Origin of the sequence: Pontibacillus sp. HN14, from assembly GCF_021129245.1 — a bacterium.
GTDB lineage: Bacteria > Bacillota > Bacilli > Bacillales > BH030062 > Pontibacillus.
The window spans coordinates 51044-73874 of record NZ_JAJOLR010000001.1; the positions used below are offsets into that span (position 1 = coordinate 51044).

Below are 22831 nucleotides of genomic sequence, written 5' to 3' on the forward strand. Positions count from 1 at the left end.
GATGCCAGCTAAAACAGGCGATCAGTATATGGAACGAATTAAAAAAGCGAAGAACAATATCTATATCGGAGGGGAACGGGTCGAGGATCCAACGACCCATCCTTCTTTCAAAAACGTCGTCAAATCGATGGCGGGCTTGTACGACCTTCAGCACGAAAAAGCAGATAAAATGCTGTACACCTCTCCAACCTCAGGAGATAAGGTCGGCATGACGTTCATGCGTCCTGAAACGATTGAGGATCTGATTAAACGCCGTGAAGCGATCACAGAATGGGCCAAAGCGACAGGTGGCATGATGGGACGCTCACCAGATTACTTGAATGCGGAAGTGATGGCAATGGGGACAGCTTCAGACTTATTCGCTGAAGCGGATCCGATGTTTGCGGAGAATGCCCGTAACTATTACGAGTACTGCCGTGAAAATGATATTAGCCTGACCCACACGCTCATTCATCCGCAGGTAAACCGTGCGAAAGCCCAGCACGAGCAGAAGGATGCCAATAACGCCCTTCACCTTGTCGAGAAGCGTGAAGACGGCATTATTGTCGATGGCATTCGCTTACTCGCGACTCAAGGCGGCATCACAGACGAAATTCTCGTCTTCCCGTCGACTGTGAAGAAATCTGGCGAGCTCGATGATCCGTATTCCTTAGCATTTGCCGTTCCTAATAACACAGAAGGCTTGAAATTCATTAGCCGTGAGTCGTTTGATTACGGCAAAAACGAGTGGGACCACCCATTATCCTCACGCTTTGAAGAAGGAGACGCGATCGTTTCTTTTGAAAACGTTTTCGTTCCGTGGGAGCGCGTATTCGTTTGTGAGAACTCGTCGATCTGTAACCGTACATTCGCTGAGACAGGCGCCGTGGTTCATATGTCTCACCAAGTTGTCTCGAAGAATGTTGTGAAAACAGAATTTCTTCTTGGCATTATCCTGCAGGTAATGGATGCGATCGGCATTGATCAGTTCCAGCACGTGAAGGACAAGGGGACAGAAGTGATGCTGACCCTTGAGACGATGAAGTCCCATCTTTATAAAGCAGAACACAATGCAAAACTGGATAAATGGGGGACGATGACGCCAGACTTTGAAGCGTTAAATGCAGCCCGCAACTGGTACCCGCGTGTTTACCCTCGTATCACAGAAATTTTAAGAATCCTCGGCGCATCAGGATTGATGGGAATTCCGACAGAGGCAGACTTCCAGCACGAGGAGATCGGACCGATTATTAACCGTGCGATGCAAGGGAAGAACCTTGATGGCTATGAGCGTGTTCAACTGTTCCGTTTAGCCTGGGATGCTACACTTAGTGCCTTCGGATCACGTCAGGCTCACTATGAGTACTATTTCTTCGGCGATCCGATTAAGATGGGCATGACCTATTTCGATCAGTACGACAAAGATCCGTACAAAGACTTTGTACAGGATTTCCTTAATAAAAGCGGTTCGAAAAAGCCGAATGTTACGAGTGTATAGGAGGGATTCTTGATGACGTTTAATATTATTCGTTCAGCCCGTGCCGTGCTCCATGTGAAAGATTTAGACGCTTCTCGCACCTTTTACGAAGCACTTGGTTTTGTCGAGACAGAATCAGATGACGAGCACATTTACTACAGAGGTCTAGAAGAACACAATCACCACAGCCTGCTTTTGAAAAAAGGCGACGAAGCCTCTGTTGAAGTCATCAGCTACAAAGTGATGTCAGAAGCTGACCTCGACCAGCTGGCAAGCTTGTTTGACAGGAAAGGCTACAAGGTCAAGTGGGTGGAAGCAGGCGCTCAAAAAGCAATCGGACGCTCCTTCCGTGTTCAGGATGTTTCCGGGATTCCGGTTGAATTCTTCTCTAAAATGGACACAGTGGACCGCATGCTCCAGCGCTATGACCAGTACCGCGGAGCCCGTGTGCAGCGCATCGATCACTTTAACTGTATGGTGTCAGATGTACAAAAAGCCTATGACTTCTATACAGAAGAGCTTGGCTTTAAGTGCTCGGAGTACACCTCTTCAGATGACGAAGCGATCTGGGCCGCTTGGCTGCACCGTAAACCAAGTGTGCATGACGTTGCCTTCATGAACGGCGACGGCCCACGTCTTCATCACATCGGGTTCTGGCTTAGTGATCAGCTAAGTCTGATTCATGCCTGTGACGTGCTCGCTTCCATGGGATACGTCGACAGCATCGAACGAGGACCTGGACGACACGGATTGTCGAATGCTTTCTTCCTATATTTGAGGGATCCTGATGGTCACCGGATTGAGTTGTACAATGGAGATTATTTAACAAGTGACCCGGACTTTAAGCCAATTCGCTGGGATATTAATGATCCAATGCGGCAGACGTTCTGGGGGCACGAAGCGCCTGATCGTTGGTTTAATGAGGCTTCTCTGGTGCAGAACGTCTACACAGGTAAGACGCTCCCACTCCAAGAGCCCACCCTGAAGAAAAAGAAACCAACCTTCATAATCTAGGCTTTATCTAGAGTGGGTCCGTTGCCTTAATAGTGCTTGGGCTGGCTGGGGGACAACTCGCTTTCCTGCGGGGAGCTGGGAAGCCTCCTCAATCGCTACGCGATCTCCGGGGTCTCCCCTAGGCTCCTTACCCCGCGGGAGTCTCGCAGTCCCCCAGCCAGCCCTGGCCTAAAGGAAGTGAACGGACCACTATAGAATCAAAAGGCACTATCTACCATATATTGAAGGTTTCCGTTTCCCGGCCCACCTTACGCTCATGCTAAAGTTAACGGAAACAGAAAATGACGTAAGGGGGAATGGGATGTGGGGATGTTGAATACGGTTGAGAAGAAACAGTTGTATATAGGTGGCGAGTGGATGGAAGGGGAGCGTTATGCGCCCCTTTTTTCTCCTTATAACGGCAAAAAACTTGCCGATATTCCTCAAGGAACAGAGGAGGATGTGGACCGGGCGATTGGGGCGGCGGAGGTTGCGGCTCAGTTGATGCGCGCTCTGCCTTCTCATGAGAGAGCGGGGATTTTGGAACGTCTTGCTGGTTTACTAGAGGAACGCCAAGAGGAAGCGGCTATGATCATTGCGAATGAAGCCGCGAAGCCGATTAAGGCAGCTCGGGTTGAAGTGAAACGGACGGTTCAGACGTATACATTTGCGGCGATGGAAGCGCGCAATCGGTACGGAGAGACCATTCCTATGGATGCAGCGCCTGGCGGGGAGAATCGGGTGGGTTATACGGTAAGAGAGCCTCTTGGAGTAATTGGGGCGATTACACCATTTAATTTTCCTATGAATCTTGTAGCTCATAAAATCGGGCCGGCTATTGCTGCTGGTAATGCGGTTGTGCTGAAGCCAGCGTCTGGTACTCCTCTTTCTGCGTTTTTCTTGGCTGAGCTTTTAGAAGAAGCAGGACTACCTAAGGGTGCTTGCAATGTGGTAACAGGTAGTGGTCGCGTTGTAGGTGACCGTCTTGTGAAGGATTCTAGAGTGAAGATGATTACGTTTACGGGAAGTGCTGAAACGGGTGTAGGGATCCGGAACCAGGCAGGACTGAAGCGGGTGACGCTTGAACTTGGTTCAAATGCAGCGCTTATTGTAGACGAAGGTGTGGATCTTGCAGAAGTTGCAAAGCGTGCCGTTACAGGAGCTTTTGCTTATCAGGGGCAGGTTTGTATATCCCTGCAACGGATTTATGTTCACGATGCCGTCTATCAAGCTTTCCTTCGCGCTTTTGTTGCAGAAACAGAGAAGTTGAAGACGGGAGATCCTCTTGATCCAGAGACGGATGTTTCCTCTCTTATCACGAAAGAAGATACAGAACGAGCCTTATCATGGGTCGAAGAAGCAATTGAAGGTGGAGCGGTACTTGAAACAGGTGGTATGATAGAAGGGAATGTCATGCGTCCAACGGTGATCACGAATGCCAGTCGAACGATGAAGGTTTCATGTAAAGAGGTGTTCGCTCCAGTCGTTGTGATTAACCGGATTCAATCCATAGAAGAAGGGATTGAAGCAGTGAATGATTCTCGTTACGGCCTGCAAGCCGGTATATTCACTCCAAATATCGGCCACGCCTTTGAGGCAGCAGATCAACTTCAAGTTGGGGGAGTCCTGATTAATGACATTCCAACTTACCGGGTGGATCATATGCCGTATGGCGGAGTGAAAGAAAGTGGTACCGGACGGGAAGGAATTCGCTACTCAATTGACGAAATGACAGAGATGAAACTTATCATTATTAATAAAAACAAATGAGGTGTTGTATATGGACGATCGCATGTTTAAAACCGCAATGAGTAAATTCGCAACAGGGGTTACGGTTGTAACGACAGAAACGGATAACGAAGTGCGTGGCATGACAGCTAACGCGTTTATGTCTGTTTCCATGGAACCGAAATTAATCGCTGTATCTGTCGCGAAGAAAGCTAGAATGCACGAATATATTAAAGAATCAGGCCAGTTTGTTGTAAATATCTTATCAAATGAACAAGAAGATATGTCGAACTACTTCGCTGGCATGGTAAAAGAAAAATGGGAGCTTACGTTTGACCGCTTTGAAGAACAGCCGGCGATTAAAGACTCTATCGTAAACATCGCTTGTAGCCTTTATGGTAGCCACGAAGCAGGTGACCACACGATTTATATCGGTGAAGTGAAGAACCTAAGTGTTAAGGACGGGGTTCCACTAGGGTATTATCAAGGAAAGTATTGCAAGATTAGTGAATAAAGACGGTGAAACACGCCACGTTACGTGGCGTGTTTTTTTACTGTTGATGAGAGGATGGAGGGGTGGGGAAAAAACTCCCTTTCCTGCGGACGAACTCCCGAGCTTCCTCGTTCGCTGCGCTCTCTGTGGGATCTCGGAAGCCCGTTTTTCCGCGGGAGTCTCGCATTTTCCCCACCCCTCCTTGCTCTACTAGGCTAAAAAAACACCATATAGGCAGTAGAGATAGCTGCGACCAAAGTATTAATCCTTACTCCTCCTTAGTGACTTTACTAGATTCATCCCTATCGTTTGGCACGTTACATCCGTATCATTTTGATGAATTCTACAATACTTAAGCCTTTAGCCTCTAATTCTCCTTTCCAATCCCTACCATTAAGCCACCTCCCTAGAAAGGACTATATTCATCTGAAAGATAATCTATTTACAATGGTTGTATTAAAGAAAATTCTGGATATATAGTCAATTGATGAGAGGGAGGAAATGGTGATGAAGCGTAAAAAGCTTGCTCCAATTATGACAGCAACGGTTTTATTAGGAAGCGTGTTTGCATCCGTGCCACAGCAAATCGTATCGGCGGAAGAAGTACATACAGAAGATCTTTTAATCTCGGAATACTTAAATGGGGATGGGAATGCTAAAGCGATTGAATTATTTAATGGAACAGGAAGCGATGTTGATCTAGGGGACTATTCCCTTGAGATTTATAAGGATGGCAGCGAAGTGGCGACGGATGTGATTCCTCTTGACGATACGCTAGAAGATGGACGAGCAGCAGCGATTGCCAACCCAAGCGACGGAGAGGTGGCGCGTAATGCGCTCTACACTTCTGAAGTGTTAACTCATGATGGGAATGATACATTCGTGTTAAAGCATGGGGATGAAGTGGTCGATAGTTTTGGTCAGATCGGAAATGAACAGGGGTGGGATACGAAACACGTTTACCGGGATCGGACCATTTTAAAAGGTGATACGGACCCGACCGATGCATTTGACCTATCAGCAGAATGGGTGCCTTATTGGTACAACTATTATGATAATCTAGGTCGCCATCACGTAATAGCAGAAGACGCACCGGCTGAAGATACGATTGAACAAGCGAGAGAAGAAGGGTATTATAACCTGGTGACAATTGAAGGAGTCATTACGACCACCAATGGGATGACGTTTATTCAAGATAAGACGGGTGGTATTTTACTAGAAGGTCAACTGGGCGGTTATGATGTGTCGGTAGGAGATTATGTGCGAGTAGAAGGAAGAATAGATAGTTATGGGTATCCGAATATTTACAACTACACGTCTTCCATTGAATCAAAGGACAACCCACTTCCGGAACCTGCAGCGATTTATAATTTTGATAAACTCTCTCCCTCATTAGCCGGGGAACGTGTTCATTTGTATAATCTGACGGTGGGTGAAAAAGATGAATATGATCGGACCATCCTTAACGATGCATCCGGCTCTACCATTCCCGTTAACGGGGATTCAGCACTTCCGGAACTAGAAGCTGGAGAACGTGTGGATGTAACAGCTATTTATAGAAATAACGGTGACTACCAAACCCTTTATATCGACAAAGCAGAAGATGTTGAGCGTCACCTCTTTATTCACGATGTTCAAGGAGAGGAAATGACTTCTCCGTATGAAGGTAAGGAAGTTGAAGCGATTAGTGGAATCGTTACGTACCTCGATGGAAAAGGCTTCTATATGGAGGGGGAGAAGGACCGGAACGAAATTACATCAGAAGGGCTTTATGTTGAGTCGTCCGTTAATGTCTCCGTTGGAGATCAAGTGTACGTTAATGGCACTGTTCAGGAATCAAAAGTGGAACGAGTGCAAATGAAACGAACTCAGACAATGACCCAAATCGGAAACTCCGATGTGAAAATCGTATCTCAAGATAACCCATTACCTGAAGCTCTTCAGTTTGGGAAAGATACCATGGGGAAAGAAGAATTAGAAGAACTAGCTATGGACGATATGAATGGACTTATGAGGCAGCTTGAAAGCGTAGAAGGCATGCGCGTATCGATCGGGAATGCTAAAGTTGTCATCCTGCCATCTGAAATGTATACAAAATAGATTGCGAGACCTGAAGCCTATTTGCTTCAGGTCTTTTTTATATGGCAAAAGAAAGTTACATCGATTTGATAAGAAATTTCTCTTCATTAAAAATATTTCCCCACAAAAAAAGGAATTGAAGTTGACGTTAACGTAAATGGTAAACTATAAACAATCAGAAAGTTTAGACAAATGAGGGTGAGATTGTGACAACGTACACCATTTCTGAGCTAGCGAACACATTTGGCGTGAGTACGCGAACCATCAGGTACTATGAACAGCTTGGGATGCTTGAGCCGGAGAGAACTGAATCGGGTCAGCGGGTTTATGGGAAGAAAGAGAAGACCCGTCTTGTGCTTATTTTTCGCGGGAAGAAGTTTGGATTTAAACTCGAGGAAATTCGAGAGATGGTCCAGCTGTTTGATCAGGATCCGTCCGGAGCCAGGCAACTGGAGCGGACGATTCAATATGGAGAGGAGAAGATCAGGGAGGTGACCGAGCGAATCGAAGAGTTAACGGACATGCGTTGTGAAATGGAAGGGATGTTGGATCAGTTTCGTAGGAAGTTACACAATTAAAAGGAGGATACGAAATGAATGGATCACAGCTGTTAGCCATGCAAGCACGTAGAAGCCCTCACCACGAAGCGATTGTCTCAAATGGGAAACGAGTGACGTACGAGGAATGGGATCAGACGGTGAACCGATTAGCCAATGGACTGGCTTCATTGGGTGTAGGCAAAGGGGACAAGGTTATTCTCCATATGCCGAACACTGAAGAATTTCTGTATACGTATTTCGCCACGCAGCGACTTGATGCCATAATCGTTCCCATTAACGCGAAGCTTGTGTATGATGAAATTCTTTATATCGTCGAGCATAGTGATGCGAAGGCGTTCTTCACCCATGACTTATTATTCCCTCAAGTCGCACCGCTCGCTGATTCGGACTTGCTTTGTGTCAAAACTGGAGGCGCTGATGACGGATGGCGCTCACTCGATGCGCTGATCAAAGCCTCTCCTGATACACCTCGTGCTTCGACGACAACAGAAGATGACGAGGTTGCACTCCTTTATACATCAGGCACCACAGGAAAGCCTAAAGGGGTATTGTTTACGAACCGTAATATTCAAACCGTTGCCACGATGATGGCGATTGAGATGAAAATGGAGCCCGGAAGCCGCGTGCTCCATATGATGCCACTTAGCCACTCTGCCCCACTTCACTTATTTATGATGTCCACGACGTACGTTGGTGGCACTCATATCCTAGCACCAACCTTCACCCCAGAACTACTCCTTGAGCTTGTTTCAAAAGAACACGTCACGCATTTCTTCGGCGCGCCCGTTGCCTATTTGTTAACCGCCAAACATAAAAGTGTAAAAGAATATGACTTAAGCACCATGCAATACTGGGTCTACGGCGGTGCACCGCTTGGGACAGAAGAAGTGAAGTTTGTGAAAGAACAGTTTCAGACAGAACGCCTCATGTGTGTGTATGGACTCACAGAAGCCGGTCCAAACGGTACGCTTCTCTTACCAGAGGAACACGACGGGAAAGCTGGAAGTATTGGCAGACGTCCAGCTTTAAATAGTGAAATTGACATTGTCGATGAAAACGGAGATCCCGTTCCACCTGGTCAAATAGGCGAGATTGTCCTTAGAGGAGAAGGGGTGATGAAGGGCTACTACAAAGACCCTATAAAGACCCAAGAAGTTCTAAAGGATGGCTGGCTGTATACGGGAGATGTCGGAAAGCGGGATCAGGATGGTTTCTTTTGGGTGATCGATCGGAAGAAAGACCTCATCATTTCAGGAGGCGTAAACATTTTCCCAAAAGAAATTGAAGAAGCGCTCTTGTCCCATCCTTCGATTGCTGATGTGGCTGTCGTCGGCATCCCGCATCCCGACTGGGGAGAGACGGTGAAGGCGTTTGTCGTTCCGCAAAATGTTGAAGAGCTTTTATCAGAAGAACTGTCCTCGTTCCTGAAAGGGAAAATAGCCGATTATAAAATTCCTAGAGTCTATGAAGTGTTGGGGTCACTCCCAAGAAATGCGACGGGTAAATTGTTGAAGCATCAGCTGCGACACTCTGAAATGAAGGAGGTATAAGAATGAATTATTTTCGTGAAGATCCGAATCTGTCCTTTATTTTAGACCAGTATCTAGACGATGATTTTGCAGAATGGGCAAAGCGGGAGCTTGATGAGTACGGAGAGTTATGTGCGTCTGAAATCGATGAGCGCGCTGCTCACACCGACCGGGAAGGGCAGCCGAAGCTAATCAAGTACGACAAAATGGGCAACGACATTTCCTATGTGTGGGTGAATGATGGGTATAAAAAGACCCTTCAGCAAACGTATGATAGAGGAATTGTCGGGTATGTGCATAAGCCGATCCCTGAGCTTGGACGAAAGGGAGATTATATTTATTCCTATGCCCAAGGCTATCTTCTTTCCCATACAGAACCTGGGTTCTACTGCCCGGTGACGTTAACGATGGCGACCGCCTACTTAATCGATCATTACGCCAATGATGCGTTAAAAGAAACGTACTTGCCTCACGTCTTAGCTACTGGGGACGTAGAGTTGTATGAAGGTGCAACGTTTCTAACTGAACGGCAAGGCGGCTCAGATGTCGGAGCGAATGAGACAAAAGCTATTCCGGATGGTGATTCCTATCGCCTTTATGGAGAGAAGTATTTTGCCAGTAACGCGGGGATGTGCGGGGTAGCGATGGTCCTTGCGAGGATCGAAGGAGCCGGAGGCGGTTCCCGGGGATTGAGTTTGTTCCTTGTCCCCTGGAAGGATGGATCCCATACGGCAGAAGGGATATCCATTCGTCGGTTAAAAGATAAACTCGGTGTCCGGGCAGTTCCGTCTGCAGAGGTGGAGTTTGACGGTGCAAAGGCTTATCTCGTTGGAGAATCAGAGCGCGGCATCTACTACATGATGGAAGCTCTCAATCTATCGAGGGTGTGTAATGCTGTGGCATCGATCGGGATCATGCAGCGAGCCTATCTTGAAGCAAAGCAATACGCCTACGACCGGGTTACATTCGGCAGCGCACTGAAAGATTTCCCGATGGTTCAGGATACCCTTGTTTCGTTAAAAGCGAAGCAAGAAGTCGAAACGAGCAGTGTATTCAAGCTCATTTCCCTTTTTGACAAGATTTCTAATGATCAAGCATCAGCCTCAAAGCGGGATGTTGCCTTACAACGCCTGCTTATAGCGATTTTGAAAAAAGAAACGGCCGAACAAGCTATTCATTTCTGTCATGAAAGCATTGAGATGCACGGTGGAAATGGGTATATTGAAGACTTCGTTATGCCTCGTTTATTAAGAGACGCACAAGTGCTAACCGTTTGGGAAGGGACAGCCAATATTCTTGGCCTTGAGGTATTGAAGCTGATAAAGAAATTCCAGGTTCACACCCTTTTCATGGAAGAAATGAAGGCTTCCTTAGATGCGTTACCAGAGGATCTGCAACCATTGTCGTCTCTCATTTATGAGAAGACGGATGAACTAGAACAAGAGATTGCAAAACTCGCCTCTTTCAGTGAAGAAGAGCAAACGTTCTACGCCAAGCACCTCGCTGAAAAAATGGCCGCGATCTACGAGAGCGTGGTGGCCCTTGAAGATGCAGTCAAAGGAGGACCACGCAAAAAAGCCATTGCTGAAGTGTTCTTGCAGAAGACTTGGAAGAAGGGAGAGCTTGATTTAGAGCGGAAGTCGTTAGCTTATTTTGAGATGATTGTGGAAGGGAAAGAGACGGAGGTAGGTGTAAAATAAAAACAGTGAGATAGGAGTGATCCCTAGATAATCGAATCAATCCTTTACTAACGAATAGGTGAAAACGGACATGAGGAACGGCTGAATCATGTCCGTTTTTGCTGTTATTAGAAAAGAAAGAAAAGAATATAAAAAAGGGGAGTTTTACACGCATGAGGATGTGTTTGGTAATTATCCGTAACTCCTCTTGGTAGTCAGTAGAACGGCAAGTTTCAGCTATCGCTCATCCGAAAACTCAACCCCAAGAACGGAAGGAAGAGCAGTAAGAAAGCACCATAGGATAATGAAAACATACCCGCTACCCGCGACTGAAAATCGATCCGGAGCTGCGATGAAGAAGTATTGAAATAGAAATGAGAGCACGGTCATGATGAGCGTTAGGAAAGGAAGGTAGTACGTGGTGGCTTTTTTCAATAAGTAAGTAAACAACATCGTAAGAGGATTCGCAATCAGTAAGTAGATCGGTAAAGTGGCTATAAACGCAAAAGGAATCGAAAAGACAATCCCTAGCTCTCCATCCAAAGCCATGCCGTAAAAGAAATAAACCCCAATAAAATAGACCGAACTAAGAATAGCCCCTCCAATATGTCTTCTTAAATGACCAACCATAGAAACCTCCTAAAATTTAGAATACTAGCTTTTATAAAAAGTATATTCATTTCAGAGGTGAAACTCAACTGTATTCATGACTTATGTAAAGATTATCTGGACCTTATTGATTAGTACCCTTCCTCATCCAAAAAGCTATCTTCTTTCAAACCCTGATCGTACAAATCAATTCTCTCTTCCATCGTTTCCTTCTTATCCGTATCGCGCCACTTTACCGTCATGTAAATACGACTCACATCTTTAAGACGAATCGGGTCCCCCTCATCCGTAAGCTCAGGCCCACCTTCAATAGCTCCTGTAGACTCCTCAGCGATATCAATCCCATTACCAGAAACAGCACCCGAATGAACAATAGAATCCTCACCATTCACAACAAGGTGAGTATCAAAACTCATCGAACTGGATTCATATTCCTCCACCTGTTTCATCATTAACTTCCCATTCCCAACCTTCAAAGCCTCCGGCGTCATAACTACCTCAAAATCACTTAACACCCAGTGCTCACTCTCCCCATCAAGGGGCATATAATAATGATGAACTACTTCTTTCTCCGTTTCATTACAACCGGAAAGGAGAATGACCGTAACGGACATGAATAAAAACAAAAGGCGTAACGATTGATGTAACATAATCTCCTCCTAATCCATGTATTCAATATGTAACATATTACCACGTGCCTTACGAATTGAAAATAAACAACCCCACCCGCACCCTCCCTTGAATCCTCATTATATGGTAAGCTAAAAAAAGATCTTTTTTAAAAAACCCATCCTCCTTTCAAAAAATGAATATCTTTCTTTAGATTAGGCTTAAAATCAGCGGTACATAAAGAATCTTCTAACCAAAAATAAGCCTTAAGACGCTTTTTTCTGAAGGAGTTTCCATAAAAGAGGTATGAGGTTTATACTTATAGGTGGTTAAAGTTATAATTCGAAAAGTTTTATATTGATATTTTTCTGTTAGCAGTTGTATATAGGTAGGGAAACACGAAATATATGACCTCAGGACGTTACGGAAAAAAGGGTTTAAGGGTCCGTTCATTTCAATAATGTCAGGGCTGGCTGGCGGACTGCGAGACTCCCGCGGGGAAGAAGCCTAGGGGAGACCCCACAGAGAGCGAAAGCGAACGAGGAGGCTTCCCAGCTTCCCGCAGGAAAGCGAGTGGTCCGCAAGACAGCCCAAGCTCTTTTTATCGTAACGGACCTTTGGGCTTGACGATGAACCAAAGAAAAAGCTGGGTCATATGATAAAACAGATTATGGTGATAAAGGATTGAATATACATGACTAAACAAAAGTGGTACGACGATCTATCAACATTAGTAAAGAAGGACAACGTGAAAAAAGATGAACCGTTAAAAACGTATACCTTCACACATACAGGCGGAGAAGCAGACGTCTTAGTTTCTCCTCAAAGTAACAGAGAAGCAGGCGACGTGCTATCCTACTGTTATGAAAATGAAGTACCCGTAACCATTCTTGGAAATGGGTCAAACATGATCGTGAAAGATGGCGGAATCAGAGGGGTTACCCTATTCTTAGGTAAGATGGATGACATCAGTCATTCAGGCAACAAGATTACAGCTCAAGCAGGCGCGAAGATTATTGATACCTCAAGATATGCGCTAGACCAAACACTGACTGGGTTAGAGTTTGCTTGTGGCATTCCTGGGACAGTAGGTGGAGCCCTTTATATGAATGCAGGCGCCTATGGCGGTGAGGTATCCGATGTACTTGAAAGTGCCGTTGTCGTGACGGACAAAGGAGAACTTCTTGCTGTACGCGCAGAGGAGCTTGATTTAGGTTACAGAACAAGTAACATCGCAGAGAAGAACCTTCTTGTCTTAGAAGCCACATTCGCTCTCGAGCCAGGGGAATATGATGTGATTAAGGAAAAGATGGACGATTTAACGTTCAAACGTGAGTCGAAGCAGCCTCTTGAGTATCCGTCTTGTGGCAGTGTCTTTAAACGACCACCGGGCTATTTTGCTGGAAAACTCATTCAAGATAGTGAATTACAAGGTGTTCAAATTGGTGGCGTTCAGGTTTCTAAGAAACACGCTGGATTTATGGTTAACGTTGGCGGCGGAACGGCCACAGACTACGTCAACTTAATTAAGCACGTTCAAGAAACCGTTAAAGGAAAGTTTGGAGTAGACCTCGAAACAGAAGTGAAGATAATAGGGGAAGATTAAAAGGTAAAGAGCTTAGGCTCTTTACCTTTTTTTGACTCATACCATATAGCATGGCAAGGATGGACCACCATCCCTGTTTTTATAATACATAGAAGACATTATGCTCCACTAAAATTTAATCCCTCATCGACCCAGCCTCGCGAGATGTCATATCTCCAATCCCTGCGTCTAAATCCTTCTGAATATCCTGTTTCACTTTCTGAGGATCCGTCCCTTTTACGCCTTTGTTCATTGTAGAGTTCGAATTCTTTTTAGGTTGTTGATTTGGCTTCATCGTACCCCTCCTCTGTAGTTGAATTCGTCTTTTATTATCCGTGGAAACGTCAGAAGGTATACACAGCTATGGGTTTGAACATGGAGAAGACAAGCAAAGTGTGTCATTAAGTGGCTGTTTCATCAAAAGACGTTCTAACAAAAGGAGAGTCTTTACATAGCTTAACCCATACTTCTCAATGAAGTTTTCTGTTAAATTATGGTATGATGAATGGAGTGACTAACAAACAGTGGAGGGATGGGGAATGATTTTAGAAATGACGACACAGTTTCGGGTTTCTGATATGAAGGAAGGGCAAGAGTGGTATGAAACGCTTCTCAATAAGAAGCCAGATTTTATTCCACACGAGGGGTTTGCAGAGTGGGAGCTGATCCCCGGTTGCTGGTTGCAAGTAGCTGAAGGAACGCTTACAGAAGGAAATGGACCTTTGCGCTTAGGGGTTACAGACATTGAATCTGAAAGAGATCGGCTTGTGGAGCATTTACATATTGATCGTTTTGATATTCACTCAAGGTCTGAAGTGCCAGTGAAATGGGGCACGTTCTCGGATCCATGGGGAAATCAACTTGGTTTTTTTGAGTACTTGGATAAGAGTGAAGAGAAAGAACGTGCTCACAGCATCCTCGGAAAGTAACTTCTCAACTATTTACCTTTTAGAGGACCAATCGGAAATGGATTAACATATCTGTATTTTCATGGCTTAGCATGAAGATTGTGTAATAGGTGTTCCGAACTTCCAACCTTTTAACGGAGGCATACAGGATACGGATCACGTTGAAGAAGATGGAAGCGTAGTGAAGCGTTTCTGGATTAAGCTTTAATTAAGGAGGTAGAAACCTTATGAATTTTCAAGAATTTGGACTGATTCTATTCACGGAAAACTACGAGTCTTGCGTTTCCTTTTACCGAGATACGCTAAACCTACCTGTAAGAAATGTAAAACCTACCCTTGTATCTTTTGATCTTCCACATGGATATTTAATGGTCGAAAAGGGTGGCGCTGGAAATGATCAGGAAAAGGCAAGGCACCAAAACCCAACCGTTATTCGCTTTGATGTAGAGGATTTAGATAAAGAAGTGAGACAGCTAGAGGAGAGAGGGGCTGCCTTTAAAGACAAGAGACTGGTTTTTGATTGGGGAACCATTGCCGTGTTAACAGACCCAGATGGGAACCGGATCGAGCTTGGGGAGCTAAATGAAACAAGTGCCTCCATGAAAGACTGAAGGGACATTTGAAAGAAAAAGTGCTAAAACCTTCGTATAATGTTACGCGTCTTAATCGTCCTACATAATGAGAAACAAATAGGAGGATTGTGGTTCAGAGGTATAAAAAATGAAACTAGCAAGGTCTATTAATAGGCAACCTAGGGATCTTCGTATTCAAGAGTAAGGGGGGGAAATAATGGAGGAATTCGAGCTGAGCTTTAAAAATAAATATGTAAGATTGTTTTTTATTTGGGTGCTTCCTTTAATCTTACTATCAGCTATGCTATTTATTCTTTTGCCAATAAAACAGCATTGGATACCATCTTTTCTTCCTATGACTACTTTAATTATATTTTTTGGCTGGATTAAATTTGATAAGAACAAAATTAATAGGTAACTTTTGTATTGTTTTAATGAGTGCTGAGTGCGATTATCCAAGAAGAGAATCTCCCTCTATGCTGTAAAAACGAAAGGGGAATAATACATGTTTAAATATAAAATTAACGATGACACGGAGCTTCGTTTACTAGAAGTACGGCACGCTGAAGAATTATTTCAACTCACTGATGCTTCAAGAAATAATCTCCGCAAATGGTTACCATGGATTGATCATACAAAGACAGTAGAGAACTCTAAGGGATTTATTGAGGGGACATTAAAGCAATTCTGTAACAATGATGGCTTCCAGGCGGGGATCTGGTATAAAGGAGAGTTAGCAGGGATCGTAGGGTTACATACGATTAATTGGTCAAATAAATCTACTTCCATAGGGTATTGGCTTGGGGATTCTTTTCAAGGAAAAGGGTTAATGACAAAGTCGTGTCAAGAAGTCATAAACTATTGCTTTAATGAGCTTGGGCTTAAGCGTATAGAAATACGAGTAGCAACGGGGAATGAAAAAAGTTTAGCCATCCCATACAGATTAGGCTTTACAAAAGAAGGATGTCTAGAAAAATCAGAATTATTGTACGACACATATGTAGATCATTATGTTTTTGGTCTAATTAACGAAAATTAAACCAGATCTCTTAATTTCAACGCTTCTAGTATATAGTGCGATTGCAGAATAAAGCTTCTTTTATTAACAGAGCAGGTTAGTTTGGTAGGCTCAATTATTTTTCGTGGAAATAATATAGTGATCGGATGTAGAAACATTTAACGGGTTAATAAATACGAGAGGAAGCACCTAATGAACAAATTCAGTTTGTTTGGAAAATTCATGGTACAAGAAGGCAAACGTGACACAATGGTAGATCTATTGCTAGAAGCAGCAGAATCAATGAAACATCTTGAGGATTGTGAGATCTACCTTGTAAATATTTCAGAAAGTGAACCAAATTCTGTTTATGTGTATGAAGTTTGGAGTGACGAAAATGCTCATCAAGCGTCTCTAACTCTTGAAGCTACAAAAACACTAATAGAACGTGCAAAACCCATTATTACTGGAATGGAAAGAATCAGCACCTTAAAAACAAAAGGTGGGAAAGGTCTTTCATAAGTAAGAAGTCAATAAAGCATAGAAAAACGCAGGGGTTGGACCACTGCGTTTTTCTATGTGCTTTCGTGTGTCTTGTTCCACAACCGAACTACTCATGAGGGGAGGTTCATCCTTACCGAGTCTTTTCTATCGCACAGGCTTCCGTCTCATCCACTGGGTTGCGACCCATTTCTCTCCTTGAACCACAGGATTGCCGCTATGGAGTGTCTTTTCATTAAGCAACGCGTCCTGATAAAAGTACTCAAAATACACGGCCATCCCTTTTTTAGGCGTTACAGATAGTCCGAGGTGTGGGAAAAGCGTTTCGCCACCTTCTTCGACGTCGTTTAGATATAACACAATCGTCGAGATCCGGTTGTTATCTGACTGCTTAAAGTAATCATGATGAGGCTTATACTCTTGGCCAGGCTGATACCGCAAGACCTGCAGTCCCTCGGCGTGCTCAATGGGAACATTCATAATTGCGGAGAGGCGTCGTTCCATGCGGTGGATCAGTGTGTTCTCATTTTCTTCAAAAAACATCCCGCTGCTTGTTCTCATTTCATTTGTTTCCCTTGCTTGTCCGATCCTAGAGCGCTCTAACCGGTCCTGGCTTGTAGTAATGATGCGATCGCATTCCTTCTCACTTGCCACGTTATCTAGCACTACAATAAGAGGCTCTTCTACTTTTGAGATAACAGAGATCGTGCGGTCCTCCGTAATGATGCGGTTTCCTTTATGTGAAAAGATGGTTGCTTCACGTTCAACTTGAGCGGTCATGATAGACTCCCCTTTCTGTTTGATAGATTATATGGGCGAATCTATGGAAATATGAAAGGGGAAGTAAATTCTTGTAAATACATGACATGTCATTCATACTGAAAAATAGATGACACGCCATGTATTTAGGGGGAGAATGATTTGGAGACGAAAGTTCATGTTTGGCATACGGGTTCTGTTCGAATTGATCAATCACTAGCTTTTCAAGAGAAGACGCTTCACCCGATGCCATATTCAGGGTGGTTAAGGGGAAGGAAAAAGAAGCGGTGGGTGCCCGTGTCTGTTTATTTAATCGAACATCCAAAAGGGGATGTGTTAGTGGATACAGGGTGGCATGAAGATATCAGAACTCATCAAAGACGCCATTTAGGGTTGCTCTCTCATTCGATGTTTCAAGGAGATCTGCCTCTTGGACAGTCGGTGGGTGAACGGTTACGAGAGCAAGGGAAGGACCTGAACTCGTTACATACGGTTGTTCTGACCCATATGCATGCAGACCATGTAAGTGGGCTGAAGCATGTAGAAAAAGCCAGGAGAATTATCGTTTCAGAAGAAGAATGGAAGGCAGCGCATAAAGAAATCGGCTACCGAAAGTCCATGTGGGAGGGAGTAGCTGTAGACCCCTTGCCACTTGAAGTGATTCCATACGGTCCATTTTGCAAGGGTATTGATTTATTTAATGATGGAACCGTCTATCTTGTGCACACACCAGGACATAGCCGGGGGCAGTGGTCTGTGTTGGTGCAGACGGTAAAAGGATGGGTGTTACTAGCAAGTGATGTTGGATATGCGGTGAAATCATGGGAGGAAGGTCACTTACCTGGTTTGATGGTCGATCACGAAGCAGCTGTTGCTTCACTGGACTGGGTGAAAACATTCTCTAAACGAGAGGATTGTTATGCAGTGCTCGCGAACCATGATGCAGATGTACGAGAAGGGAGGTTGGTGTAAGAATGACCGGGAAAAAGGAAGCGGAGCGTTTACGCTATTTCATTCTTGCTGCCCAGAGGCAGGGGAATCGAATCTACAATGAATCCTTATCCGAATTAGGCTTAACCTCATCAAAAGCGGAGGTACTAAGTGTATTACAACAAAATGGACCATTATCCCTTAAACAGCTCGGAAGTCTTCTGATCTGTGAAACGGGGAGTCCTTCGAGGTTAATTCAGCGTTTGGTGGAAGAAGATTTGATCGAACGAACGCCTAATCCAAATGATAGCCGGTCGACGATTCTGCAATTAACAGAGATAGGCCGTGAGAAATCAGAACGCGTCACTCTCGTTGAAGATCAAATCCACGAAAAGGTTAGCGATCAGCTTAATGAGAAGGAACTTCAAGAAGCTAACGCGTTGATGGGGAAGCTTCTAAAAGGTTTAGGCAATACGGGAGCGATAGAGAAACGGGGATTCTTAGACGAAGAGTAAAGGAATGGAGAAACAGAACCACAGAAGGCGTGAAGCCACACAAAAACAGACACAAGGAAAAGACTCCTCATGTCTGTTTTTTTCTAACAGATGGCTTTATAGACTAGCAGTTGTAATAGCAGCAAGCCCCAACGATGATCAAGAGGATGAACAGAACCACAATTAGGACAAACGTGTTGTCATTGCGGCAAGGCATCATCCCGTAAGCAGGTGATACGTAAGAAGGAGCAACGTTCGCAGGTGCGTTAACATTTGCAGGAGCATTAACATTTGCGTACATATTCATTCTTCCTTTCAGACTAGTTATTTGTCACTACAGTATACGCACCTAGCTCCGTTTCGAGCCCGTCTCCTTCCAAAATGGGTTCGTGTCCCGGCTTTATCTGCCTTTGTAAAGGTAACGGATATACTGATAAAACGAGATGGAGATTTTATTATGGTGAATCGTCACCGGCGGTACTCTATGATCTCTGTACAGTCCGGAATGAACCTCAGGTGAGAAGCGGGTGACTAAAGACGTTAAGTAAGCAGAGCGGTTGCTGTTTGGAAAACGCTTCTTGTTTAGGGCTTCAATCATCTCCTCAGCTGTTACGATTCCAAATCCATGGCCGAAGAACTTCCCACCGCCCATTGCCACAGCATTTTCTCCTCTATAATTGGCATTGCTTCGGTCGTAATCCGGATTATTGAAATAAACCACATCCCCTGGCAGGTAAAAGTTCGCATGAAACGTGTAAAGACGAAGTTCAGGGTCTGTATTCCAGCTGTAGAGATAAATATTTTGAAAAGCGGTGTTGAACGTAGTTTGTTCCATACTTTTACTCATCGCGTGATACATATTTATGACGCAAGCCGTTGCGCATTCAAACGCATATAAAGAACTGTTTGTAAAGATATCTGAGATCCCACTAGTTGGATAGACGTTCGGCTTCTGAAGAAATCCTCCAGCCGGTGTTAAGTACCAGTATTCAGGATTACACGTAGCGGCACTGAAGCCACGAAACGTGGATTCTCCTTCACTCATTTCTTTCGCACTAAGGGTCATATTCTTGCGAAGTCTAAGGGCAAACCATAATTGATCCATAGACGGAAAAGAAAAGAGCTCCCCCGCATCCCTCATCCCCTCGAGGATTTCAAGATCCACTCCTGAAACGTTTAAGGAAGAAAGGGATTGTATTTGAGTTCCTGCAACTTGTATCACAATGGCATTCCCCATTTCTGTCATTGTTCTGTTAGTTTATTCGGGCAAGGCGCGAAACATGTTTCTAGGACGCTGTTAAGGAAATATGTATAATACTGGATATGGTGAAACGGATTGGTAAGTGATCCGTATATAAGAATACGAGACTAGGAGATAGTGAGGTGAGGAGTTTAGATTATGGAACAAGTTTGGGACCTGGATAAAGTAAAGCGATCACAAAGAAGATCATCCATTCAAATTTCTCTTATTTTTTGGGCGTTCATCATAGGTTCTATGATTTATGGGTTCCATTATGAGAATGGAGCTTTCGTCCTTCTTGCTTCCTTCTGCGTTATAATGACTGCGTTTGCAGGTGGATCGTTATACACGCTCAGGACAGGAAAGATCATTGGCACAAAGGATAAAAGGTATAGCGAATCTTTTGAACGAGATCGTATAGGGGAGAAAGAGTGGATGGGTAAAAAGAAAATAGAGACGACCATCCTTATTGTCGTAAGTCTAGTCTTCACGGTTTGTTTATTTGTAGTAGATTGGAGCGGTATTAGGATGAACGCCTTCCATGATTTTCTTCCTCTTATCGGAGCGGGAGTAGGAACAACGTTAGGGCAGTTCATTCGAAGTAATAAAGTAGAGTAAAAGTTAATTTATTATAGAAATGAGGCGAACGAGATGAACCGTATCGTGTTAATCATTTTATTGGGGCTCCTCGTTCTGGCTGGTTGTCAGGGAGAAGAGACGCAAAAGGTGACTTCTCCTACAACACCAGAAGCACCTGAGGATGAGGGGCACGTAAAGGAAACAGAAGGGTACACACTGAAACATACCGAGCCGACTTACATAACGATAAGAGATCAAGAGTTTGAGGTTGTGCCTGCTTTTGATTCAACGCTTGATTATATTGAGTTTATGGAAGAGAACCCATTAGAGAGTAAAACAGAAGCTTACGCGTCAAAGGTCGTTAACCCTTTTCGTCAAGAGGAGTTTGGTGATACACGGGGAGGGGACGTGCGACCTCCGAAGAATATTGATGCACTCAGGAAGTCAGTGCAAAAGTTGGACTCGAGTTATGAAGAGATCGTCCATTACATTGAAGAATCTTTAGAGAAGTCTGTGGAACGCTTTCAACTCGATCGTCCTACAAAGATCTATGTGTTCCCCTTTAATCCCGATCAGCTTTCTCTTATAGATGAAATGGACGGTGTCTTAGCTCATACTACGGATGCACTGGTTTGGTTCGAGATCGATCCTGAACATTATACAGAGGAAGCCCTCTCTTACACAATGGCCCATGAATACCATCATCTAGCCTATTACGAAATGCATCCAGAAAGACCAGTTGATTTGGTCGAGGAAGCCCTTGTAGAAGGGGAAGCCGATGCCTTTGCAGAAGGGATTTACCCCGAAGCTGAGTTTCCTTGGACGAGAGAATTGACGAAAGAAGAAGAGACGGAAGTCATAAACTGGGTGAACGAAAGAAGGTATACCTATGAAGGTGAGGATTTAGTAGAGTTCAGAGACGGCAATGAGAGGATTCCAAAATGGGCGAATTATAAAATAGGCCTTATGATCATTCAGGATTTTATAAAGAATAACCCCGATGTAACGGTAGAAGAGTGGACCAAAATGGGACCAGAAGAAATCCTAAAGGGAAGTCGTTTTGCTGATGATTTTGATGGAGTGTAAGGTGCTATATAGAAATGATAGATAACAAGAATAAAAGCAGCCTGATCACAGGCTGCTTTTTCTCATGTAATCCCCTTTACGGTAACTGAGGGTTACTATTTTTTGCTTCTTGTAATTTTGGTTTGCGGTACCCGCCAGCGATGTCGGCTTTCTTAAATTCTTTAGAATAGATTACTTCTTTCGCCGCTGATGTATCGTTCTCTCCTCCGACAGGCTGGTATTGTGATCTCTTATACATTGATCTCATCCTTTCTGTTGGAATTCGTTGTACATTTATAGCCTTCCCGCTGAATTTTTGGTTGAAACATCTCTTTAATCATTTCTTTTATATGCTGGTCCATAATTTCAAGAAATACTTCACGATCGCCTTTACAAATCTAAATGGGGTTAGGACCAAACCGGGTAACACAGAGACTTCGTTGTCATTTGATCTCGTTTCTTCTTCACCGATTACGTAAGCCCTCCCTTACATTTTGAGTTCGTAAAATCGTTTCACAATAGGACGAATGATGATTCGTACCATCAATAAAGAAAAGAGAAGCGTTTGCCCAATTGTTGAAGCATCGAGGGAGACAGAAAGGACAAAGGCAACTGCAATCATGCCATCCATAATCCAATTAACCGCCTCACCAGACTTAGCATTAATCAGGATATTCCGCTCATCATTCTTCTCAATCTCACTACGCTTTTCACCACTTGCTGTTGTTGTATCTTTTCTGCTTCGTATGTACATTTCAATGGAGAGGCCCGCTAATGCAAAGCCTAGTCCCGCTACTCCAAAAGGAAGGTCGTCATTCACGATTCCTGTGATAAAGGTACCGATCCCGATTCCTGCTAATACAATCGTTAGAATTAAATTCCGTACATGCTTAGTGTTCATTTTCATCATCCTCTTCAAATATAAATAGATCTTCAATGTGAACATTTAAGACTCTGGCAATCTTGTAGGCCAGAAGAACAGATGGATTATATCGCCCCTTTTCTAATGAAATGATGGTTCTTGACGAGACAGAAACGATGTCTGCTAATTCTTGTTGGGTAATGTTCGCCTCTTTTCGAAGGCTTCTAATATGGTTTTTCAAAAAGTGATCACCTACATAGGATGTGAAGTTTATTTCATGTGAAGCTAACTTCATATTACAACTAGTGGTATTTACAGTCAATAAAAGAAAATAAAGGATTTAAAAAGATTTCCATCTTTATGCACTTCATTGAGTCGACTTTAAAAATATTAATAAAGACGTAAATGCAAAAAGATCAGGAAAATTACAACTATATTGACAATTAAATCAAAGACTAGTAGAGTAATAAAAAAATATTCTTATCCAGAGAGGTGGAGGGACTGGCCCTTTGAAGCCTCAGCAACAGGTCGAAGATGACACTGTGCTAATTCCAGCGGGTGAACCATCCTGATCGATAAGAGCTTTCGTTATTGTCAGTTAAAC

Annotated in this window: 26 protein-coding genes and 1 riboswitch; of the genes, 17 read left to right on the forward strand and 9 right to left on the reverse strand. The window is 43.9% G+C overall.

Going from position 1 to position 22831, the window contains the following annotated elements; translation table 11 throughout:
* The first annotated feature begins 1 nt into the window (after position 1).
* The 8 genes from hpaB to LQ226_RS00255 all read left to right on the forward strand — a co-directional run bounded on the left by hpaB (position 2) and on the right by LQ226_RS00255 (position 10538).
* On the forward strand, positions 2-1477 hold the full coding sequence (gene hpaB, locus LQ226_RS00220) for a 4-hydroxyphenylacetate 3-monooxygenase, oxygenase component (RefSeq protein ID WP_231415711.1): 1476 nt from the start codon (positions 2-4) through the stop codon (positions 1475-1477).
* Positions 1478-1489: 12 nt separating this feature from the next.
* The gene (hpaD, locus tag LQ226_RS00225) at positions 1490-2470 is read left to right on the forward strand and encodes a 3,4-dihydroxyphenylacetate 2,3-dioxygenase (RefSeq protein ID WP_231415712.1); all 981 of its coding nucleotides are present in this window, start codon (positions 1490-1492) and stop codon (positions 2468-2470) included.
* Between the two features lie 309 nt (positions 2471-2779).
* Positions 2780-4219, forward strand: a complete 1440-nt coding sequence (locus LQ226_RS00230; RefSeq protein WP_231417534.1) for an aldehyde dehydrogenase family protein — start codon at positions 2780-2782, stop codon at positions 4217-4219.
* Positions 4220-4229: 10 nt separating this feature from the next.
* On the forward strand, positions 4230-4691 hold the full coding sequence (locus LQ226_RS00235) for a flavin reductase family protein (protein ID WP_231415713.1): 462 nt from the start codon (positions 4230-4232) through the stop codon (positions 4689-4691).
* A gap of 486 nt (positions 4692-5177) precedes the next feature.
* The gene (locus tag LQ226_RS00240) at positions 5178-6770 is read left to right on the forward strand and encodes a lamin tail domain-containing protein (protein ID WP_231415714.1); all 1593 of its coding nucleotides are present in this window, start codon (positions 5178-5180) and stop codon (positions 6768-6770) included.
* Positions 6771-6955: 185 nt separating this feature from the next.
* Entirely contained in the window at positions 6956-7327 is a 372-nt protein-coding gene (locus tag LQ226_RS00245; protein WP_231415715.1) for a MerR family transcriptional regulator, read from the forward strand.
* A gap of 14 nt (positions 7328-7341) precedes the next feature.
* The gene (locus LQ226_RS00250) at positions 7342-8859 is read left to right on the forward strand and encodes a class I adenylate-forming enzyme family protein (RefSeq protein ID WP_231415716.1); all 1518 of its coding nucleotides are present in this window, start codon (positions 7342-7344) and stop codon (positions 8857-8859) included.
* Between the two features lie 2 nt (positions 8860-8861).
* Positions 8862-10538, forward strand: coding sequence for an acyl-CoA dehydrogenase family protein (locus LQ226_RS00255; RefSeq protein WP_231415717.1), 1677 nt, complete (start codon positions 8862-8864; stop codon positions 10536-10538).
* Positions 10539-10754: 216 nt separating this feature from the next.
* Here the strand turns inward: LQ226_RS00255 and LQ226_RS00260 are convergent, their stop codons facing one another.
* Both LQ226_RS00260 and LQ226_RS00265 read right to left on the reverse strand, forming a co-directional pair.
* On the reverse strand, positions 10755-11147 hold the full coding sequence (locus LQ226_RS00260) for a hypothetical protein (protein WP_231415718.1): 393 nt from the start codon (positions 11145-11147) through the stop codon (positions 10755-10757).
* Positions 11148-11257: 110 nt separating this feature from the next.
* Positions 11258-11776: a hypothetical protein gene (locus tag LQ226_RS00265; protein ID WP_231415719.1), complete on the reverse strand. Its 519-nt coding sequence runs from the start codon at positions 11774-11776 to the stop codon at positions 11258-11260.
* A 653-nt stretch (positions 11777-12429) separates the two neighbouring features.
* Between LQ226_RS00265 and murB the strand changes: the two genes are divergently transcribed.
* Entirely contained in the window at positions 12430-13341 is a 912-nt protein-coding gene (gene murB, locus LQ226_RS00270; RefSeq protein ID WP_231415720.1) for a UDP-N-acetylmuramate dehydrogenase, read from the forward strand.
* Positions 13342-13456: 115 nt separating this feature from the next.
* Here murB and LQ226_RS00275 read toward each other — a convergent pair whose 3' ends face one another.
* Positions 13457-13615, reverse strand: a complete 159-nt coding sequence (locus LQ226_RS00275) for a hypothetical protein (RefSeq protein WP_231415721.1) — start codon at positions 13613-13615, stop codon at positions 13457-13459.
* A 244-nt stretch (positions 13616-13859) separates the two neighbouring features.
* Here LQ226_RS00275 and LQ226_RS00280 point away from each other — a divergent pair, with 244 nt between their 5' ends.
* The 4 genes from LQ226_RS00280 (at position 13860) to LQ226_RS00295 (ending at position 16319) form a co-directional block, all read left to right on the forward strand.
* Positions 13860-14249 carry a VOC family protein gene (locus tag LQ226_RS00280; protein WP_231415722.1) on the forward strand — a complete coding sequence of 130 codons (390 nt, stop codon included), beginning with the start codon at positions 13860-13862 and terminating at the stop codon, positions 14247-14249.
* A 206-nt stretch (positions 14250-14455) separates the two neighbouring features.
* The gene (locus LQ226_RS00285; RefSeq protein ID WP_231415723.1) at positions 14456-14839 is read left to right on the forward strand and encodes a VOC family protein; all 384 of its coding nucleotides are present in this window, start codon (positions 14456-14458) and stop codon (positions 14837-14839) included.
* Positions 14840-15305: 466 nt separating this feature from the next.
* Positions 15306-15839: a GNAT family N-acetyltransferase gene (locus tag LQ226_RS00290; RefSeq protein ID WP_231415724.1), complete on the forward strand. Its 534-nt coding sequence runs from the start codon at positions 15306-15308 to the stop codon at positions 15837-15839.
* 171 nt (positions 15840-16010) lie between these two features.
* Positions 16011-16319 carry a putative quinol monooxygenase gene (locus LQ226_RS00295; RefSeq protein ID WP_231415725.1) on the forward strand — a complete coding sequence of 103 codons (309 nt, stop codon included), beginning with the start codon at positions 16011-16013 and terminating at the stop codon, positions 16317-16319.
* Positions 16320-16445: 126 nt separating this feature from the next.
* On the opposite strand, the gene LQ226_RS00300 is transcribed toward LQ226_RS00295, so the two are convergent.
* The gene (locus LQ226_RS00300) at positions 16446-17078 is read right to left on the reverse strand and encodes a 2OG-Fe(II) oxygenase (RefSeq protein ID WP_231415726.1); all 633 of its coding nucleotides are present in this window, start codon (positions 17076-17078) and stop codon (positions 16446-16448) included.
* A 141-nt stretch (positions 17079-17219) separates the two neighbouring features.
* Between LQ226_RS00300 and LQ226_RS00305 the strand changes: the two genes are divergently transcribed.
* Both LQ226_RS00305 and LQ226_RS00310 read left to right on the forward strand, forming a co-directional pair.
* Positions 17220-18029, forward strand: coding sequence for an N-acyl homoserine lactonase family protein (locus LQ226_RS00305; RefSeq protein ID WP_231415727.1), 810 nt, complete (start codon positions 17220-17222; stop codon positions 18027-18029).
* Positions 18030-18031: 2 nt separating this feature from the next.
* Positions 18032-18502 carry a MarR family winged helix-turn-helix transcriptional regulator gene (locus tag LQ226_RS00310; RefSeq protein ID WP_231415728.1) on the forward strand — a complete coding sequence of 157 codons (471 nt, stop codon included), beginning with the start codon at positions 18032-18034 and terminating at the stop codon, positions 18500-18502.
* 103 nt (positions 18503-18605) lie between these two features.
* Here the strand turns inward: LQ226_RS00310 and LQ226_RS21080 are convergent, their stop codons facing one another.
* Positions 18606-18701, reverse strand: coding sequence for a YjcZ family sporulation protein (locus LQ226_RS21080; RefSeq protein ID WP_370635469.1), 96 nt, complete (start codon positions 18699-18701; stop codon positions 18606-18608).
* 180 nt (positions 18702-18881) lie between these two features.
* Positions 18882-19727 (reverse strand): protein-glutamine gamma-glutamyltransferase, encoded by an 846-nt coding sequence (locus tag LQ226_RS00320; RefSeq protein ID WP_231415730.1) that lies wholly within the window; start codon positions 19725-19727, stop codon positions 18882-18884.
* 153 nt (positions 19728-19880) lie between these two features.
* Here LQ226_RS00320 and LQ226_RS00325 point away from each other — a divergent pair, with 153 nt between their 5' ends.
* Both LQ226_RS00325 and LQ226_RS00330 read left to right on the forward strand, forming a co-directional pair.
* Positions 19881-20339, forward strand: a complete 459-nt coding sequence (locus LQ226_RS00325) for a hypothetical protein (protein WP_231415731.1) — start codon at positions 19881-19883, stop codon at positions 20337-20339.
* A 33-nt stretch (positions 20340-20372) separates the two neighbouring features.
* Entirely contained in the window at positions 20373-21386 is a 1014-nt protein-coding gene (locus LQ226_RS00330) for a DUF2268 domain-containing putative Zn-dependent protease (RefSeq protein ID WP_231415732.1), read from the forward strand.
* 76 nt (positions 21387-21462) lie between these two features.
* On the opposite strand, the gene LQ226_RS00335 is transcribed toward LQ226_RS00330, so the two are convergent.
* From LQ226_RS00335 to LQ226_RS00345, 3 genes are all read right to left on the reverse strand, one after another.
* Positions 21463-21624 carry a YfhE family protein gene (locus LQ226_RS00335; protein WP_188652667.1) on the reverse strand — a complete coding sequence of 54 codons (162 nt, stop codon included), beginning with the start codon at positions 21622-21624 and terminating at the stop codon, positions 21463-21465.
* A 228-nt stretch (positions 21625-21852) separates the two neighbouring features.
* On the reverse strand, positions 21853-22266 hold the full coding sequence (locus tag LQ226_RS00340; RefSeq protein ID WP_231415733.1) for a hypothetical protein: 414 nt from the start codon (positions 22264-22266) through the stop codon (positions 21853-21855).
* Positions 22256-22468: a helix-turn-helix transcriptional regulator gene (locus LQ226_RS00345; RefSeq protein WP_231415734.1), complete on the reverse strand. Its 213-nt coding sequence runs from the start codon at positions 22466-22468 to the stop codon at positions 22256-22258. The genes LQ226_RS00340 and LQ226_RS00345 overlap by 11 nt, the downstream gene beginning before the upstream one ends.
* Positions 22469-22704: 236 nt before the next feature.
* Positions 22705-22809, forward strand: a riboswitch (SAM riboswitch).
* Positions 22810-22831: the final 22 nt, after the last annotated feature.

Excerpts from the sequence above, each read along its gene's own strand:
- hpaB (WP_231415711.1), top strand. The coding sequence starts at position 2 with ATGCCAGCTAAAACAGGCGATCAGTATATGGAACGAATTAAAAAAGCG.
- hpaD (WP_231415712.1), top strand. The coding sequence starts at position 1,490 with ATGACGTTTAATATTATTCGTTCAGCCCGTGCCGTGCTCCATGTGAAA.
- LQ226_RS00230 (WP_231417534.1), top strand. The coding sequence starts at position 2,780 with ATGTTGAATACGGTTGAGAAGAAACAGTTGTATATAGGTGGCGAGTGG.
- LQ226_RS00235 (WP_231415713.1), top strand. The coding sequence starts at position 4,230 with ATGGACGATCGCATGTTTAAAACCGCAATGAGTAAATTCGCAACAGGG.
- LQ226_RS00240 (WP_231415714.1), top strand. The coding sequence starts at position 5,178 with ATGAAGCGTAAAAAGCTTGCTCCAATTATGACAGCAACGGTTTTATTA.
- LQ226_RS00250 (WP_231415716.1), top strand. The coding sequence starts at position 7,342 with ATGAATGGATCACAGCTGTTAGCCATGCAAGCACGTAGAAGCCCTCAC.
- LQ226_RS00255 (WP_231415717.1), top strand. The coding sequence starts at position 8,862 with ATGAATTATTTTCGTGAAGATCCGAATCTGTCCTTTATTTTAGACCAG.
- LQ226_RS00260 (WP_231415718.1), bottom strand. The coding sequence starts at position 11,147 with ATGGTTGGTCATTTAAGAAGACATATTGGAGGGGCTATTCTTAGTTCG.
- LQ226_RS00265 (WP_231415719.1), bottom strand. The coding sequence starts at position 11,776 with ATGTTACATCAATCGTTACGCCTTTTGTTTTTATTCATGTCCGTTACG.
- murB (WP_231415720.1), top strand. The coding sequence starts at position 12,430 with ATGACTAAACAAAAGTGGTACGACGATCTATCAACATTAGTAAAGAAG.
- LQ226_RS00275 (WP_231415721.1), bottom strand. The coding sequence starts at position 13,615 with ATGAAGCCAAATCAACAACCTAAAAAGAATTCGAACTCTACAATGAAC.
- LQ226_RS00280 (WP_231415722.1), top strand. The coding sequence starts at position 13,860 with ATGATTTTAGAAATGACGACACAGTTTCGGGTTTCTGATATGAAGGAA.
- LQ226_RS00285 (WP_231415723.1), top strand. The coding sequence starts at position 14,456 with ATGAATTTTCAAGAATTTGGACTGATTCTATTCACGGAAAACTACGAG.
- LQ226_RS00290 (WP_231415724.1), top strand. The coding sequence starts at position 15,306 with ATGTTTAAATATAAAATTAACGATGACACGGAGCTTCGTTTACTAGAA.
- LQ226_RS00295 (WP_231415725.1), top strand. The coding sequence starts at position 16,011 with ATGAACAAATTCAGTTTGTTTGGAAAATTCATGGTACAAGAAGGCAAA.
- LQ226_RS00300 (WP_231415726.1), bottom strand. The coding sequence starts at position 17,078 with ATGACCGCTCAAGTTGAACGTGAAGCAACCATCTTTTCACATAAAGGA.
- LQ226_RS00310 (WP_231415728.1), top strand. The coding sequence starts at position 18,032 with ATGACCGGGAAAAAGGAAGCGGAGCGTTTACGCTATTTCATTCTTGCT.
- LQ226_RS21080 (WP_370635469.1), bottom strand. The coding sequence starts at position 18,701 with ATGATGCCTTGCCGCAATGACAACACGTTTGTCCTAATTGTGGTTCTG.
- LQ226_RS00320 (WP_231415730.1), bottom strand. The coding sequence starts at position 19,727 with ATGACAGAAATGGGGAATGCCATTGTGATACAAGTTGCAGGAACTCAA.
- LQ226_RS00325 (WP_231415731.1), top strand. The coding sequence starts at position 19,881 with ATGGAACAAGTTTGGGACCTGGATAAAGTAAAGCGATCACAAAGAAGA.
- LQ226_RS00330 (WP_231415732.1), top strand. The coding sequence starts at position 20,373 with ATGAACCGTATCGTGTTAATCATTTTATTGGGGCTCCTCGTTCTGGCT.
- LQ226_RS00335 (WP_188652667.1), bottom strand. The coding sequence starts at position 21,624 with ATGTATAAGAGATCACAATACCAGCCTGTCGGAGGAGAGAACGATACA.
- LQ226_RS00340 (WP_231415733.1), bottom strand. The coding sequence starts at position 22,266 with ATGAACACTAAGCATGTACGGAATTTAATTCTAACGATTGTATTAGCA.